14 protein-coding genes are annotated in these 16510 nt (G+C 36.5%); 5 read left to right on the forward strand and 9 right to left on the reverse strand.

The window, feature by feature from the left end; genetic code table 11:
- The first annotated feature begins 2 nt into the window (after positions 1–2).
- The 3 genes from argB to ACYQ0E_RS02490 all read left to right on the forward strand — a co-directional run bounded on the left by argB (position 3) and on the right by ACYQ0E_RS02490 (position 2957).
- The gene (argB, locus tag ACYQ0E_RS02480; protein WP_460186673.1) at positions 3–917 is read left to right on the forward strand and encodes an acetylglutamate kinase; all 915 of its coding nucleotides are present in this window, start codon (positions 3–5) and stop codon (positions 915–917) included.
- A gap of 340 nt (positions 918–1257) precedes the next feature.
- On the forward strand, positions 1258–2070 hold the full coding sequence (locus ACYQ0E_RS02485; protein WP_460188688.1) for a mechanosensitive ion channel family protein: 813 nt from the start codon (positions 1258–1260) through the stop codon (positions 2068–2070).
- A gap of 122 nt (positions 2071–2192) precedes the next feature.
- Positions 2193–2957, forward strand: coding sequence for a sulfite exporter TauE/SafE family protein (locus ACYQ0E_RS02490; protein WP_460186674.1), 765 nt, complete (start codon positions 2193–2195; stop codon positions 2955–2957).
- Positions 2958–3166: 209 nt separating this feature from the next.
- Here ACYQ0E_RS02490 and ACYQ0E_RS02495 read toward each other — a convergent pair whose 3' ends face one another.
- From ACYQ0E_RS02495 to nfo, 4 genes are all read right to left on the reverse strand, one after another.
- On the reverse strand, positions 3167–3811 hold the full coding sequence (locus tag ACYQ0E_RS02495) for an OmpA family protein (RefSeq protein ID WP_460186675.1): 645 nt from the start codon (positions 3809–3811) through the stop codon (positions 3167–3169).
- A gap of 224 nt (positions 3812–4035) precedes the next feature.
- Complete coding sequence (locus tag ACYQ0E_RS02500) at positions 4036–4548, reverse strand: SixA phosphatase family protein (RefSeq protein WP_460186676.1); 513 nt, start codon at positions 4546–4548, stop codon at positions 4036–4038.
- Positions 4549–4636: 88 nt separating this feature from the next.
- Positions 4637–5281, reverse strand: a complete 645-nt coding sequence (pyrE, locus tag ACYQ0E_RS02505) for an orotate phosphoribosyltransferase (RefSeq protein ID WP_460186677.1) — start codon at positions 5279–5281, stop codon at positions 4637–4639.
- Positions 5282–5368: 87 nt separating this feature from the next.
- Positions 5369–6208, reverse strand: coding sequence for a deoxyribonuclease IV (gene nfo, locus ACYQ0E_RS02510; protein ID WP_460186678.1), 840 nt, complete (start codon positions 6206–6208; stop codon positions 5369–5371).
- 201 nt (positions 6209–6409) lie between these two features.
- Between nfo and ACYQ0E_RS02515 the strand changes: the two genes are divergently transcribed.
- Positions 6410–6904 carry a hypothetical protein gene (locus ACYQ0E_RS02515; protein WP_460186679.1) on the forward strand — a complete coding sequence of 165 codons (495 nt, stop codon included), beginning with the start codon at positions 6410–6412 and terminating at the stop codon, positions 6902–6904.
- A 315-nt stretch (positions 6905–7219) separates the two neighbouring features.
- The gene (locus ACYQ0E_RS02520) at positions 7220–8317 is read left to right on the forward strand and encodes a flavodoxin domain-containing protein (RefSeq protein WP_460186680.1); all 1098 of its coding nucleotides are present in this window, start codon (positions 7220–7222) and stop codon (positions 8315–8317) included.
- A 93-nt stretch (positions 8318–8410) separates the two neighbouring features.
- Here the strand turns inward: ACYQ0E_RS02520 and ppx are convergent, their stop codons facing one another.
- The 5 genes from ppx to ACYQ0E_RS02545 form a co-directional block, all read right to left on the reverse strand.
- Positions 8411–9958, reverse strand: coding sequence for an exopolyphosphatase (gene ppx / locus ACYQ0E_RS02525; protein WP_460186681.1), 1548 nt, complete (start codon positions 9956–9958; stop codon positions 8411–8413).
- Between the two features lie 121 nt (positions 9959–10079).
- On the reverse strand, positions 10080–12236 hold the full coding sequence (gene ppk1 / locus ACYQ0E_RS02530) for a polyphosphate kinase 1 (protein ID WP_460186682.1): 2157 nt from the start codon (positions 12234–12236) through the stop codon (positions 10080–10082).
- 110 nt (positions 12237–12346) lie between these two features.
- Positions 12347–12634 (reverse strand): membrane protein insertion efficiency factor YidD, encoded by a 288-nt coding sequence (gene yidD / locus ACYQ0E_RS02535; protein ID WP_460186683.1) that lies wholly within the window; start codon positions 12632–12634, stop codon positions 12347–12349.
- A complete protein-coding gene (locus ACYQ0E_RS02540) occupies positions 12627–15410 on the reverse strand; it encodes a sensor domain-containing protein (protein ID WP_460186684.1) in 2784 nt (927 codons plus the stop codon). Before ACYQ0E_RS02540 ends, yidD begins: the two co-directional genes overlap by 8 nt.
- A complete protein-coding gene (locus ACYQ0E_RS02545; protein WP_460186685.1) occupies positions 15407–16438 on the reverse strand; it encodes an ABC transporter substrate-binding protein in 1032 nt (343 codons plus the stop codon). The genes ACYQ0E_RS02540 and ACYQ0E_RS02545 overlap by 4 nt, the downstream gene beginning before the upstream one ends.
- Positions 16439–16510 lie beyond the last annotated feature (72 nt).

Here is a 16510-nt window from a genome sequence, read left to right on the forward strand (position 1 = left end):
CAATGAGAGTCCAAAAATCGATGAACCTAAACAAAGAACAAGCCCATAATATTGCCAGTGTTTTATCTGAAGCTTTACCCTATATTCAACGTTTTGCAGGTAAAACGATTGTTGTGAAATATGGCGGTAATGCCATGACAGAAGAGTCTTTAAAAAATGGCTTTGCTCGTGATATCGTTTTAATGAAACTGGTAGGCATGAACCCGGTTGTGGTTCACGGTGGTGGCCCTCAAATTGGTGAATTACTTGAAAAGTTGGGCAAAAAAACTAAATTTATTAAAGGAATGCGTGTAACCGATACTGAAACTATGGATATTGTTGAAATGGTTTTGGGTGGTTCAGTAAACAAAGAAATTGTAAATTTAATTCATCAACATGGTGGTAATGCCGTTGGTTTAACGGGTAAAGATGGTGATTTAATTCGTGCTCGTAAATTAGATATGAAAGCTTTTAATGAAGATTTAGAAGCCTCAGAAATTATTGATTTAGGTCATGTTGGTGAAGTTTCTCGCATTAATACCAAAGTATTAGACATGTTAATTAAGGATGACTTTATTCCTATTATCGCCCCTGTTGGGGTAGGTGAAGATGGTCGCTCTTATAATATTAATGCCGATTTTGTGGCGGGTAAAGTGGCCGAAGCTTTACAAGCAGAAAAGTTAATGTTATTGACCAATACAGCAGGTTTGCTAGATAAACAAGGCCAATTACTGACGGGGTTAAATGCCGAAAAAGTTGATGCTTTGATTGCAGATGGTACTATTTATGGTGGTATGTTACCCAAAATTCAGTGTGCATTAGATGCCGTACAAAGTGGCGTTAAAAGCTCACATATTATTGATGGCCGTGTACCACATGCCGTTATGTTAGAAGTCTTTACCGATGAAGGTGTGGGTACTTTAATTACCTCTCGGTAATTAAGTTTAGTAATACACATTTATTCCAACTAAAAAAACGTTGTTTACAGCAACGTTTTTTATTTTCTATTATGTCTTGTTCAGTAATTATTTCTGTAGAAATCAAAAGATCTCTATTCTGTCTAAGCGCCTTGATTTTAAAAAAACACATAAACCTCTTATTATAAAATAATTCGGTATATCCTTATACAATGTTATAATTTACTTAGTTATGTATTAAGAAAATCTACTGAACATATCTACTGTTAGAAATCTTGATTATTTACAATTGGATTCATTCAATTCTAAATATATGATTTCTAAATGAGGGGTTAATATTTAAATATGAGGGATATTTATGATGGATTTGGACATTCTATTAAATGATTACGCCATTCCTTGGGGGATCAAAGTTGTACTAGCGATTGCCATTTTTGTAATTGGTAAATGGGTAGTCAAAATTATTGTTAATTTGGTTAAAAAACTACTTACGCGTTCTGACTCTGTTGATGAAATGCTGGTTAACTTTATTGGTTCAATTGTTAACGCGGTATTGTTGTTATTTGTCATTATTGCGTCGTTAAATCAATTAGGTGTAGATACCTCTTCACTTGTTGCGCTTATTGCCGCAGCCGGTTTAGCTATTGGTTTAGCATTACAAGGTTCAATGCAAAACTTTGCAGCGGGCGTTATGATTTTAGTATTTAAGCCATTTAAAAGCGGCGACTTTATTGATGCTGGTGGTGTAATGGGTGTTGTTGAAAAGGTTCAAATTTTTAGCACAACGATGCGTACTGGTGATAATAAAGAAGTGATTGTGCCAAACGGTGGAATCTATGGTGGCGCTATTACCAACTTCTCAGCACGTGATACACGTCGTGTTGATATGGTATTTGGTATTGGTTACGACGACGATATTCGTAAAGCAAAAGAAATTCTTGCCGATTTAGTGGCCGCAGATGAGCGTATTTTAAAAGATCCTGCTCCTGTGATTGCTTTATCAGAGCTAGGTGATAGCAGTGTTAATTTTGTCGTTCGTCCTTGGGTTAAGTCTGGTGATTATTGGGCGGTACTGTGGGATATGAACGAAAAAGTTAAAATGTCATTTGATGAAGCGGGAATCTCGATTCCTTACCCACAAATGGATGTTCACCTACATAAAACAGAAGCTTAAGTTTTTGTTTAGGTCATCTAGCGTTTAAATATTAAAACGCTAGAACAAAAAACCACTCTTATGAGTGGTTTTTTTATGCCTTAAATTCAGTGTACTAGGGCGTTGTAGCATACAATAGTCAAATGGATCTATTACAACAACTCATCTTATTTATTATTTCACTTGTCGCCAACCTGTTTTCTGCTTTAGCGGGAGGGGGCGCTGGCTTACTTCAATTACCTGCATTACTTTTTTTAGGTTTACCATTTGGCACCGCTTTAGCCACACATAAAGTAGCAAGTGTGTTTTTAGGGTTAGGCGCAACCGCAAGGCATTTAAAATCATCTCGCTTTGATTGGAAATTCTCGGCCCTAATTTTAGCCACAGGCTTACCAGGCGTTGTGTTGGGTGCGAGTATTATTTTGCAAGTTGATGATCGAATCTCTCAAGGATTATTGGGTTTGCTTACTTTGGGGTTGGGTTTGTATTCTTGGTTTAAACCACAGCTAGGGCAAATAGAAGCAATACAGCACAGAGATTTATCAGGCCTGGTCATTGGTGGTCTAGTACTCTTTTTTATAGGTGCTTTAAATGGCTCTTTAACCTCTGGAACAGGTTTGTTTGTTACTTTATGGTTGGTGCGTTGGTTTGGTTTAGACTACAAAACCGCGGTAGGCTATACGCTCATTTTAGTGGGTATATTTTGGAACGGATCTGGGGCGATTACCTTAGGATTTTTAGGTAATATTGAATGGAGTTGGTTACCTGCACTGATTTTAGGTTCGCTTATAGGCGGTTATTTGGGTGCACACTATGCCATTGTTAAAGGTAACCGTTTAGTTAAACGCAGTTTTGAAATCATTACTGTATTGGTGGGAATCTCATTAATCATAAAAGCGTTCACCTGATTGGCTAAGGTTAAGATAGATACCTTTTTATTGTTCTTTGGGTTTTACCAGGCCTGGTAAATTGTTTTATTCTAATCTTTAAATGCATTAAAAGAGATGTTTGATTTTAGTAATCATTTCTTTTAGACAAAAAAATACCTGCAACTCAAATGAGTGCAGGTATTTTTAGTAAAGCTTGTTCGTTTAGTTCAGACTAACAGATCAGTAAATTACTGAACAATCTCAACTTCAACACGACGGTTTTCAGCACGACCAGCTTTTGTTTTGTTGCTAGCAACTGGGTTAGACTCACCACCACCAGAAACCATCATACGGTCAGCAGAGATACCCATTGAAGATAGGTAATCAGCTACGTCTTGAGCACGTTTAACAGAAAGTGTTTGGTTATAAGCTTCAGGACCAGTACTGTCTGTGTAACCAGTAATAGAAACCTTGCTACCATCAACTTCTTTCATGTAGTTAGCAAACGTGTTTAGTTCTGGAACGTTATCAACTTTTGCTTTATCAAAATCAAAGTGACCAATGTATTTAGCTGGTGCAGCAGGTGTTTCAACTACAACAACTTCTTCTTCAACAACGACTGGAGCTGGAGCAGCTACAACAGGAGCAGCTACAACTGGTGCTTCTTCTTTCCAGCCTTCGCATTTAGCGATAGCAGTGTCTTTTGACCAGTCAATAGAACGTACACAACGGTTTTCGTTGTCACGAACGATACGACCCCAAGAATCGACAACATATGCAGAAGTACCTTCTGCCATAATGTCACCTTTTTCTGGAACTGATGAATGGGCTTGAACAGCTGTTGCAGACGCCATAGCGATAACCGCAACCAGAGGAAGTAATTTTGTTTTCATGAACATATCCTTATTATTTTTTTAAATTTAGCTATAAAATTTAATTTACTCATAAAATATAACATGTATATTTACTTAATCATAGGGATATGTAGCGAGCAAACTGGAATTGTGGGGTTTTTACTGCATTAAATAAAATCTGTGTTATTTTTACAACAGATTAAGTATTTTTGATGTGATTTTTTTGAATTTTCAAAGGTAAAAACGATTTTATTGAATAAGGGTTAAACAGTACTCTTAATGTCTTTTGCGGTAATAAATTGTTGCAGCTTACCATCTCCAGATTCTATATTGCTCCAGTCACCAGGTAAAATTAAATGTGCTAAACCACAAGTAGGGAATAATTGAACATGGGAAGGGTCGGTTTTTGGAATAAGCAAATTAAACAGCTTTTCTAAACCAGGGTTATGACCAATGAGCATAATGCGTTCTGCTTGTGGTGCATCAGATAAAACTTGGCGTAATTGTTCAAGATCAGCTAGGTATAAAGAGTCTACCGTAATGGCGTTGGCAGAACATTCGTTACAAATACGCTTTAGTGTTTGTTGAGCTCTGACGGCGGGGGAAACTAAAATAAGGTCTGGCATGAGGTTTTTATCTTTTAGCCATTTCCCCATTTTAGCGGCGTTCTTTTTACCCTTGTCAGATAAAGGTCTATCTATGTCCGCCAAATCTGCATCTTTCCAGTCTGATTTAGCATGTCTAAGCAACATTAATTCACGCAATTTACTGGCCATTTATATACCTCCAAAGCGATTGAATTGTTTGCAATCTTATTAAACCCCATTTAAAAATCATCCTATGACTAGATCATTAAACCCAGAATTAACCAATACCATATTGGCTACGGTATATTTTCATGGCATCTAAATAGTGTTGACTTTGTGGGTCATCAGATTGTGCTAAATAATCAATAATGTCGTTTAGAGTAATAATGCTCATAACAGGAATACCGTATTCTTGTTCAACTTCTTGAATGGCTGATAATTCGCCTTTGCCTTTTTCCATACGATCAAGTGCAATCACAACGCCAGCGGGTTTTGCCCCGTTTGCAGTAATAATATCCATTGCTTCACGAATGGCGGTACCAGCGGTAATTACATCGTCAATAATAAGCACATTACCTTCTAAGGCATGGCCCACAATATTACCGCCTTCACCATGATCTTTGGCTTCTTTACGGTTAAACGCATAAGGTTTATCAATATTAAAATCATTGGCCAATGATACGCTGGTGGTTGCGGCTAAAGGAATCCCTTTATAAGCTGGGCCAAATAGTACGTCAAAATCAAAACCAGATTGCGCAATAGCACCTGCATAACCTTTTGCTAGTTGAGATAGTTGGCCGCCAGTATTAAATAAGCCAGCGTTAAAAAAGTAAGGACTAATACGTCCAGATTTAAGGGTGAATTCGCCGAGTTTTAAAACGCCAGTTTGCATTACGAATTCAATAAATTGGTTTTTGTTCATTGAGCAGTGTTTTTTTGATGAATGAAAGATTATCTTACTCCATTCATTTTCTATGTAGCAAGTTCTATCTTAATAAACCGTAAAATATTACTTTGGTAACCAGGCTTTAAGTTGTTTAATTTCTTCACTCCATATTTCTGGATTAATGGTTTCTAATGTCATAGGGATATTGTCAATGCGAGTGTCTTGCATAAGCTGTTTAAACATAGGCCAGCCAATTTCGCCTTCTCCTAAGCTGTGGTGACGGTCAAGTTTTTGACCTAGCTTGGCTTTAGAATCATTAAGGTGCATGCCTTTTAAATATTCAAAGCCCACCACGGATTCAAAATCAGCCATAACACCTGTGTAATCATTTTTTAAATCATAGCCGGCGGCATAAGCATGGCAGGTATCAATACAGACACCAATCCGTGACTTATCTTCCACTTTATCAATAATATAGGCAAGCTGTTCGTGCTTGTAACCTAGATTAGAGCCTTGCCCTGCGGTGTTTTCTAATACGGCAATTACGCTTTGCGTTTGATCTAAAGCAAAGTTAATCGATTCGGCAATATAATCCATACACTGCTCTTCAGAAATTTCACGCAAATGACTGCCGGGATGAAAGTTAAGGCGATTAATGCCAAGTTGTTGACAACGTTCTAATTCATCAATAAAGGCATCTAATGATTTTTGACGCTTGTCTAAATCGGGATGCCCTAAATTAATTAGATAGCTGTCATGCGGTAAAATTTGATTGACACCATAATGGTATTTTTCACAGTTTTCTTTAAAGGCATCAATGCTTTTTTCAGTGAGCGGTTTTGCTACCCATTGTCGCTGGTTTTTAGTAAACAAAGCAAATGCCGTGGCTCCAATTTCATGGGCTCTAATTGGGGCGTTTTCTACTCCACCTGCGGCTGAAACGTGTGCGCCAATGTATTTCATAATGCAATTACCTTTGTTATTTCTTGGTGTTAATTTCTATTATGTGGCGATTTTAACAAATAAAATAAATCTGTGACTTAGTTGGCACATTTTATGCATTAAATTCTTAAAAAGAGTGGTAGAGATACCAATCGACAAAATAATGACGATCAACGTTAGGTTTCTTAACGAACGATATCGCAACGACACCAAGGATAAATTATGGCCATTGATTTAAGACAGGTTGAACCTCTAGGTTCAAAAAGTGTTTTGCTTGAACAAGCGATGCGTAGAAAACGTACGGCTAACGGGCAAGATAAATTTGATGATATAGATATGTCTGACATGATTACCCCCGATTTTGATTGGTTAAAAGAAGATAAAACCGCCATAGAAAGTTTGGTTAAGCAAATGGATGCTTCCATTGGCCAGCTAGCGAATCAAATGAAAACTCTGGATGAACAATCTAAAAAATCACGTTTAACCATTGAAAAAGAGCAGCAATTGCTTTTTAAACAAATCAAAACTTTGAACTCTTTATTAAAACGACAGGTTGATCTTTTTGCCTCAGTAGAACGTCAAATGGCTGCCGTAGAAATTAAACAAAATAATTTAGTACCACAAATTGGTATTGGTTTAATGGCAGGCTTAATGTCGGCAGTAACGATTATAGTAACAGCACCGTGGGTGACGATGTTAATGGAAAGCTTACGTTAAATCACCGCCTTTTTAAGTAAAAACGAAAGTCTTATTACGGATTACATAGTGTTGAAATTTTGGCGAATGACGGATTGAATTTAGCTCAAATTTGCACGTTATGGCTTGTTCTTATAAGGTTTAATTTATGATGAATGATTTCTGATTCACTTTTATTGTTTTGATTTTTTTAAACTTTCTCTTATGAATTAACAAATAGTTACTGTTTATTGGCAGATGTATTTATTGCCAATATTGTTGACTCTGACGTTATTTATGTCTTGATAAATAGCATGCTAAAATATAAATATATCATTCTTAAAGATTCTTATTTTTATGCTTATTTCAGTCGCCCAAAACGCTTGTATTACACCTGATTCTATAGATAAAGAGGTTTATTATCTAACCTTTAAACTGCCTAAAAATATGGATGCACAGCATACTTATGCGCCAGGTGATTGGTTGACGGTTAGAGCTAAAAATCACGGTGATATGGTGTATAGCGTTCTTAATTTATTGGAATTAACAGGGCGTGAAAGCATTGAACTTAGACGAGCAGGGCTAGTAACGGTTAGCGAAGCACTAGAATTTCACTTAGAGTTAACGCAAATAAATCCAGCCATTTTAAATAAACTGCAAAGGCAGTTTGGTTTTGATGAATGGCAAGATCGTCATGCAATGATAAAGTATGTTTACGGTAAAGATATTGTTGATTTATTAGAATTGTTTCCGCAATTACAAAAGATGGGTGTTGATTTTTTGGCTTTACTTTCGCCTTTAGCACCTCGTTATTACTCTATTGCTTCTGCTCCCGATAAAAATAACACCGTATCACTTTTATATCGAAAAGTAGTCTATCAAACAAATGGAAGACAGCGTTTTGGCGTAGCTAGCAGTATGTTGGCAGATGTTAAGGAGGGTCAAGAGTTAGAGGTGGAATTTAAATCTAACCCTACATTTAAATTACCGCAAAAAATCTCTACACCTATTATTATGATTGGTTCAGGGGCTGGTTTAGCGCCATTTATCGGTTTTATGGAGCAAAGATCAAAACAAGCTGTAGAGTCAGAAAATAATGGCGTTAATGTTTTATTTTTTGGTGAAACCTATCAAGCAACCAATTGTCTGCTTTGCAACCAACTAGAGGCATGGCAAAATCAAGGTGTATTGCAAACTTATTATGCGTTTTCACGAGATCAAACTGAAAAAATTTATGTGCAAGATAGAATTAAACAAAACAAAGAGATGGTTTGGCGTTTAATTAATGAAGGTGCGCATTTATATATTTGTGGCAGTCAAACAACAATGGCTGAGTCGGTTAAGCTGACTTTGCTTGAGATATTTGCAGAGTTTGGTGGTTTTGATGCTGAAACAGCAGATAGCTATTGGCATCAATTAAGAAAGCAAAAGCGTTTGCAAATGGATGTGTATTAGCATTAATTTACGTTATTGTGTTTTATGTATTTACACAAAAGTACGTCTAGACTAAAAGCAATTTACCAGGCCTGGTAAATTGCTTTTTTGTTTTTAGGTAAAGGATAGAGTAAAACCAAAACGTGCTAAATGTTTGGCTTCAGACTCTAAATCTAAACGAGTTAAAGGGTGCTCATCTAACCACTTATCTTCAAACTCTAAACATAATGTGTCGTCTTCTGAAATAACGAGAGTTGGATCAACATGTTCTAAATCACGACCACGGTGAATTCGTACGGATAAACGCATAAGAACGGTTAAATAAGGCATTACAGCAGCAATGTTATCATCCAGTTCTTCATGACTTTCAGTTGAATATTTACCCCGTTGATTTAAAACCAAAGAACTCATAATCATTTTTTCTTGTTGGTTAAACCCAGCCATATCTGCTTGTGCAATAATGTAGGCACCATGATGACGTGCTCGTTTAAAACTGATTGCAATGCCTATTTCATGTAAACGGCAAGCCCATTTTAAAAGGCGTCTTAAATCGTAGTCATCTGAATGCAGTCGCCAAAGATTATGGCTTTGTTTAAAGAGCGATTTGGCGGTTTTAGCAACCATATCAGCTTGTTCAATATCTACTTTCATCCATTTTTGCATAGCGACAACACTGGTTTCACGCACATCTTCTGAATTTAAACGTCCAAGTGTGTCAAACACTAAACCTTCACGCAAGGCATTTTGTGACACCTGCATATGTTCGATATTTAGCTCAATAAAGGTGGCCATTAAAATTGCTAAACCGCCAATCAATACTGGACGACGTTCTTCTTTTAACCCTGCAATTTTTGCTTGAGCAGAACCTTCTTTAATGAGCGCCTTACTTAAATCAAACATACCTTGCAAGGTAATGCCCGATTCTGACCAACTGTTAATTTCTAAAATAGTGCCTATTGATTTAATGGTGCCTGATGCGCCAATAGCAATATCCCAGCCTTTTTTACGCAGAGTTCGGCGGTGTGGACGCAGTATTTGGCGGCATTTAGCGACCGCTAAATTAAAGTTTTCTTCAGTGACTTTACCTTTAGGGAAATAGGTTTGTGTAATGCTAACACAGCCCATTTCTGTGCTTGTTAAGTGACTGTTTTCAAATTGCTGACCAATTATGTATTCGGTGCTACCACCACCAATATCCATAACTAAACGTTGCTCTTCACTATTGGCTAATGCATGTGCTACACCAAGGTATATTAGGCGGGCTTCTTCTTGACCAGCAATAATTTGAATACTGTGGCCTAGCGCTTCTCGGGCTTGTTTTAAAAATTCACGACTATTACGGGCGTTGCGTAAGGTATTTGTACCTACTGCTCGTATGTTTTCTTTAGGGATATCTTTAATGAGTTGACCAAATCGTTCAAGGCAAGCAATGCCTTCTTCAAACGCTTTTTCGGTGAGCTTTCCGTTTTTATCTAAGCTAGAACGTAACCGAACCATTTCTTTGTGTTTATCGATAACTTGCATTTGCCCATGAACTTCGCGGGCAACAATCATGTGAAAACTATTAGAACCTAAGTCTATTGCAGCAAATAGGTTATCGTTTGAGGTGGGCGTTTTATCTGTCATATTAGGTTCAATGTATTGAATTTGGTATGCATGCAAGCTGTAAGCTTTGCTCTGAGTAAATCTTTGGTGTCATAATTTTGCGTTAGTTTACCGTTTTTACTCGTCCATGTCCTGTGTAACCACATTAAACGGAGAGAAAACGGCACTAAGTAAAAAATTAATGACTGTATTTTTCAATTAAAAGTGTTTGTGCACTGTAAGGTGGATTTATATCATCTTGTTTGAGTTGGTAAGACCCGTCAGGTTGTAAAATCCAAGCCCCCGTATTGTCTTGCAAATACATGGCTAAACCTTCGGTATAAACTTGCTGAAAACAATCTGGATCTAAAATAGGAAAACAGGTTTCAACACGAGCCAACAGGTTTCGTCTCATCCAGTCAGCACTAGAACAATATAGCTCAGGTTTATGGCCATCATTTTCAAAATAATAGATGCGGTGGTGTTCTAAAAAACGACCAATAATTGAGGTGACTGTAATGTTTTCTGACAGGCCTGGTATACCAGGCCTTAAGCTACAAATACCACGAACAATCAACTGAATTTTAACCCCAGCTTGAGATGCTCGATATAAGGCATCAATGACACCTTGCTCTTCAAGCCCATTCATTTTGGCGATAATTTTAGCTGGTTTGCCTTGTATCGCACTGTCAGCTTCACGATTAATGCGTTCAATCATGCCACTTTTTAAGGTAAAAGGAGATTGCAGTAATACTTCTAAATTTTTGGTGTCGCCTAAGCTGGTCAATTGCTGAAATATTTTAGAGGCATCTCGACCAATCGCCTGGTTAGCGGTAATTAGACCAAAGTCAGAATAAAAACGCGTAGTAATGTGGTGATAGTTTCCTGTTCCCATGTGCGTATAGTAGCGAATTAAATCACCTTCACGGCGTACAACTAAAATCATTTTAGCGTGTGTTTTATAGCCAACCACACCGTAAACTACATGCACACCCGCATCTTGTAAACGTGTGGCTTGTAAGATGTTATTGTCTTCATCAAAACGCGCTCTAAGTTCTACTACGGCCGTGACTTCTTTACCGATTTGCGCCGCTTTTTCTAAGGCTTTAATGATTTGTGAATCTTGGCCTGTACGATATAACGTCATACGAATAGCAAGCACATTCGGGTCGGTTGCCGCACGATTTAAAAAATCAATAACGGGTGTAAATGAATCATAGGGATGGTGCAGTAAAATATCTTTTTGTTTGATTTTATCAAATAAGTTATTAGTTTCTTTATGACGAGTAAACAATTTAAACGCGCTTTTAGACGGCCGTTGCTTCATGGATATATTTTTTTGAATGTACGGTGTAAATAGTAAGTCAGGACGATTTGCCATGCCTGGTACCGAGTCTAAACGGTGTAAATTAACCGGGCCATTCACTTCATAAAGTGCTTTTTTATCTAATTTAAAGCGATCTAATAAATATTCAATTATGTGTTGTGGGCAGTTGTCAGCCACTTCTAAACGCACAGCACCGCCATATTGACGACTGCTCAATTCACCCCGTAAGGCACTCATTAAATCGTCAACTTCTTCTTCATCAATAAAGAGGTTGGTGTTTCTGGTTACTCGGAACTGATAACAGCCTGTTACTGTCATTCCAGGGAATAGCCTAGAAACATTGGCGTGAAGTATGGATGATAAAAATACAAAATCATTTTCGCCATCGGTCGCTTCTGGTGGTAGTTTAATAATACGTGGTAGAGAACGTGGTACGGGTACTATGGCCAAACCATTTGAACGACCAAAGGCATCTTTACCTTCTAAAGAAACAATGAAGTTAAGTGTTTTATTTAGTACTTTTGGAAACGGGTGTGATGGGTCTAACCCTACGGCACTTAATACAGGTTGCAACGAGAGTTCAAAATAGTTTCTTAACCACTCTTGATGTTGTTCCGTCCAGTGATTACGACGGACAAAACGAATTTTTTCTTTTTCTAATGCAGGGATAAGGATATGGTTAAGTGTATGGTATTGATCTTCAACAATGTCATGGGCTGTTTCACACAAACAATCCACAACACTGCTCGCGCTCAGCTCATCTGGAAATGTTAACGCATTTGGATCTTTAGCAAGTTCAAGCAAGCTCGCTAAACGTACTTCAAAAAATTCATCCATATTGCTACTAGAAATACACAAATACTTTAAGCGTTCTAATAATGGAATGTCATCATTTTTGGCTTGTGCTAAGACACGTCTATTAAATTCGAGCAAACTTTTTTCACGGTTAATATAACGTGGATAAGTTTCAGTTGTTTCAGTCGTGGTTTCTAAATCAGGTAGAGGCTCGATAGTTTGGTTTTCAGACATTTTTAATGCTCAGTTTTTAATTTATAGATAACTAGAATGTAATTATTTTATTCTAGCTCTTTTAAAGAGGGAAAGCAGGTTACTAATAAGAATTTATTGTGACAAATCAATTAATCTTTGTCAGCGTCATTATCTGAATTGCTTTTAGGTTCTTTGCAAGAAGATTTGCAACCACAAGTAGGAACAGGGTCCACGCCGCCAGGGTTGGCGGGATGACAACGGCTGATACGTTTTATGGCGAGCCATGAACCGCAAATTAATCCATGCGTTTTTATGGCATCAATGGTGTAAGTTGAGCAACTTGGATAAAAACGACATCTAGGCCCTAATAAAGGACTTATAAATAATTGATAAAAACGGACTAAGCCAATGACTAGCCAGCTAAGAGGGTTACGCATCATCTTCCTTAAAAAGTAAAAGGTTATGGTTTGAATAAAAGTTTAAATGGTTGTCATTTAACCAATCTTCTAAATCATTTATGGTCAATGGTCGGCTAATTAAATAACCCTGGGCAAAGTTGCATTTAGCTTTTGTTAGATAATCTAGCTGTTCTTCTGTTTCAACACCTTCGGCCACTACTTGCATACTTAAACTGTGGGCTAAATTTAAAATAGCCGAGGTAATAATAATATCCTCATCATCTTGAGGTATTCCATCAATAAACGACTTATCAATTTTTAAAATACTTAACGGGAATTTTTTAAGGTAACTTAACGAAGAATAACCTGTACCAAAGTCATCCACCGATAAACCAAAACCGCTTGATCTGATTTGGTTAAAACGCGAAATGTTTTCATTAACGTTATTCATAACCGTTCGTTCAGTTAATTCAATTTCTAGTAAATGGTTATGTACGCCTGCTGTTTCCATAAGTTTTCTAACAAAGCCAATAAAATATGGGTTTTCAAATTGCACACTACTCACATTCATTGCAATATGCAGTGAATCAAACTCTGTTCCTTTCCAAGCTTCAAGTTGAGCAATGCACGTTTTGGTTACCCATTCTCCAATGGTTAGTATTAAATGACTTTCTTCGGCGATGGGAATAAATTTATCGGGTGGTACAAAACCTAATACAGGATTATTCCATCTAATTAAGGCTTCAACACCAATAATATTACCGGTTTGTAAATTCATTTGTGGTTGATAAACTAAATGAAATTCATCGTGCTCAATCGCTTTTCGGAGGTGTTTTTCAAGTAAACTTCTTTCAGCAACACTTTCTTCCATGGCATCGTGATAAATAGAGTAGGTGTTCTTTCCTACTGATTTAGATTGATACATTGCGGTATCAGCATGGCGTAATAAAGTATCAATGTCTTTACCATGTTGTGGGTAGAGAGCGACACCAATACTGGTAGAAACTTGTAATTCATCGTCTTCAATTTTAATAATGCGCTCAATTTGATTTAGCAACCTTAATGAAATTTGAGACCCTGTTTTTTCTTTACTATTTTTTAATAATACAACGAACTCATCACCACCAAATCGACATATATGAGATTCATCATTATTGCTACGTAAGGTATTTTGAATGCGTTTAGCAACCACTTTTAAGAGTTCATCTCCTATATTATGGCCTAGAGTGTCGTTAACTTGTTTAAAGCCATCTAGGTCTAAAAAAAGTATCGCAAAATGACCATTAGGGTCTGTGTTAATTAATTCATTAACTTTTCGTTTAAAAAAAGTACGGTTTTCAAGCTGTGTTAAAGGGTCAAAAAATGCCATTTGAGTCATGGCATCTTCGGTTTGACGTTGATAGGTGATGTCTTTAATAAAAAGGCTAATTTCAGTTTTATTTTGTACCTTTAAAATTGAGGTAGCAATTTCTGCCGTTATTTTATTTTTATCGCGGTCTACTAATGTAACCTCTACTTTATGGGAGGGACCATTGCCATATAACTGTAGGGTGCGATAAAAGTAGTCAATATACTTTGATTGAGAGTTACTGGCCGTTAAGTCGTCTGGAGTATCAAAAATCAATTGAATAATACAGTTACCAATCGCCTGGTCTTTTGTATGATGAAATAAAGATACTGATTCAGGGTTCCAATCTAAAATATAGCCATTTTCATCGGTAATAATAACGGCATCTTGCGAGGTTTCTAATATTTGTAAAAGTCGGGTTTGAGTAATAAGTAAGCTTGTTGTATACCGGCTTAACGTTAAGATTAAGCTAATTGATAATAAAAAAAGAAAAAAGTTAATTAAAAGAGCTTTAAATAATTCAATTTTATTTACTTCCGATAAATGCCAAAGAGATTGAACCTCAATGGTGTCTTTTGCGTTGTATCCTGAAAAAATAAATTGAGCTGAGTTTTTTAACTGTAGCCAGTGGTCTAAAAAGTTATTTGTTTTTAAGTCAGCGTTTTGAATAATGGTTTTATTATCGTGATGAGTCACGATAATTGTGGTGTTTTCTGGATTAAAAAACTTAGCGGCTTGTTGTTTTAAGGTTGCTTGAACGGGTTGTAATATAAATACAATCCCTCTAACTTGATGTAATCGTTGTTTAATATTAAGCGTATCTGGTGAATTTAAATATACAGGAGTAAAAATTAACTTTTGAAGTTGTTGCGTTTTATTGTTGGTCAATAAGATTACTTGTGGTTTGTTATTGCGTAAAGCGTGTGTGAATTTGGTGACAATTTTAGGGATACTAAAAAGATCTTCTGAAAGATATACCGAATGTTTTGGGTCAAGTGGTGCAATATTGGTAATGGTCAAGAAGCCTAATTTATCGTTGGCTTGTTGTTCACGAAATAAGCCTGAATTTGAAATATGAAAAGATTCAAAACCCAGTTCATGTAAATTAGCTTCAATTTGTTTTTGTTTGTTACGAGCAACAAGTTCAGCTAACCCTATCCCGTAATCAGGAATGTTTTTGTTTAATAATCCTTGAGCAAAGTGTCTAAAATCTGAATTTGATTTAATTGCTTGAGAAGTATAATACTCCGTCAATGCGTTTAATATGGTTTCAGAGCGTTGTTGGTCTAATGTTTCTGCTTGAGTAAATTCATCAATATGTTCATGAAAAACTTCTTTTTGATGTTCATACTGGGTACGGATTTCATAGGCGCTAACTAATAATAACCAAATCAAACCAATAACAGTGACTAAGATCTTTTGAGTAAAAGACAGTTTAAATAATGTTTTAAGCGTTCTAGTTTTCATTTAGAAGGCTTTTCATTGTAAATCAGTGATTGTGAAAAAATATTTTCAGGTAATAAGTTTTCAAACCGCTTGGCTATTTGTTTATTTATCCAAAACTGAAAATTTTGATTTGGAACTATCGCAATGTCAGTAGGCTTGGTTCCGTTTAAAATATCCAAAGCAGCTTTGGCAGCCCAAATACCTTGTTCGTCAGGTATTTTTGTTAGGCCAATTGCTGCATAAGGCACCATCCAATCTTGTAATGTAAATGAAAATTTTTGATTGTATTTTAACGCCCATTGATAATTCTTTTTATGGTCCCAGCTATTGAAGGTTGAACGATTAGCAAGGTATAGAATGTCAAAATCATCACCTTCTTGTATTTCTTTATAGCGTTTACGCCACTCTTGCTCATTTTTAACTTGGTAAACTTTGCTTTTTAACCCTAACTTTTGAGTGAGTTTTTTAAACTCAACAGCGTCTGAATTGGCGGTTGTTCCAAAAGTGGTTATCATCGCAACGCGTGTTTTTGATGGCGTAATATCAAATAACAGCTTTAAAACAGCCTTAGTGGGGTTTTTTTCAACCATACCAGTGGTGTTTTTATATGGTAGACCGTAGTTTTTTACCGTATTGTTTACACCACAAAACACAAACGGAATATCACTGTTTTTATAGTATCTTTCTAAAACATACTTAACGGCATTATCGTCAGAGACAATGACAATATTGGGTTTGTTGGTCGCGATATAGTCGACGGCTTGAAGGCTTATGCTATCCAGAGACGATTTTTTAAAGACTTTTTTGGTATTCATAAAAAAGGTTTTTAAATGGCATTTGCCATCTAATACCTTTTTTAGGCCTCTTTCGATACCACTTTGCCAGATATAATCTGGAGAGTAAGATGCAATATAGACACATACCGGTAAGGTTGGATTTGAGGTGGCTTTAGTTTGAGGGGGTTCATCATTTGCATAAGAATATCCAGAAAAACAAGCAAGCAAGCAAGCTAATCGCAAAATATTTTGAGTGGTTTTTTTAATAAACACAGTCTGGATGCTCGCTTAGTACAAATGGTTTAGTTGGATTTGGTCTGTAAAAACTATACAAAATATTACAAT

The sequence above is a fragment of the Thiomicrorhabdus hydrogeniphila genome, from assembly GCF_054656895.1.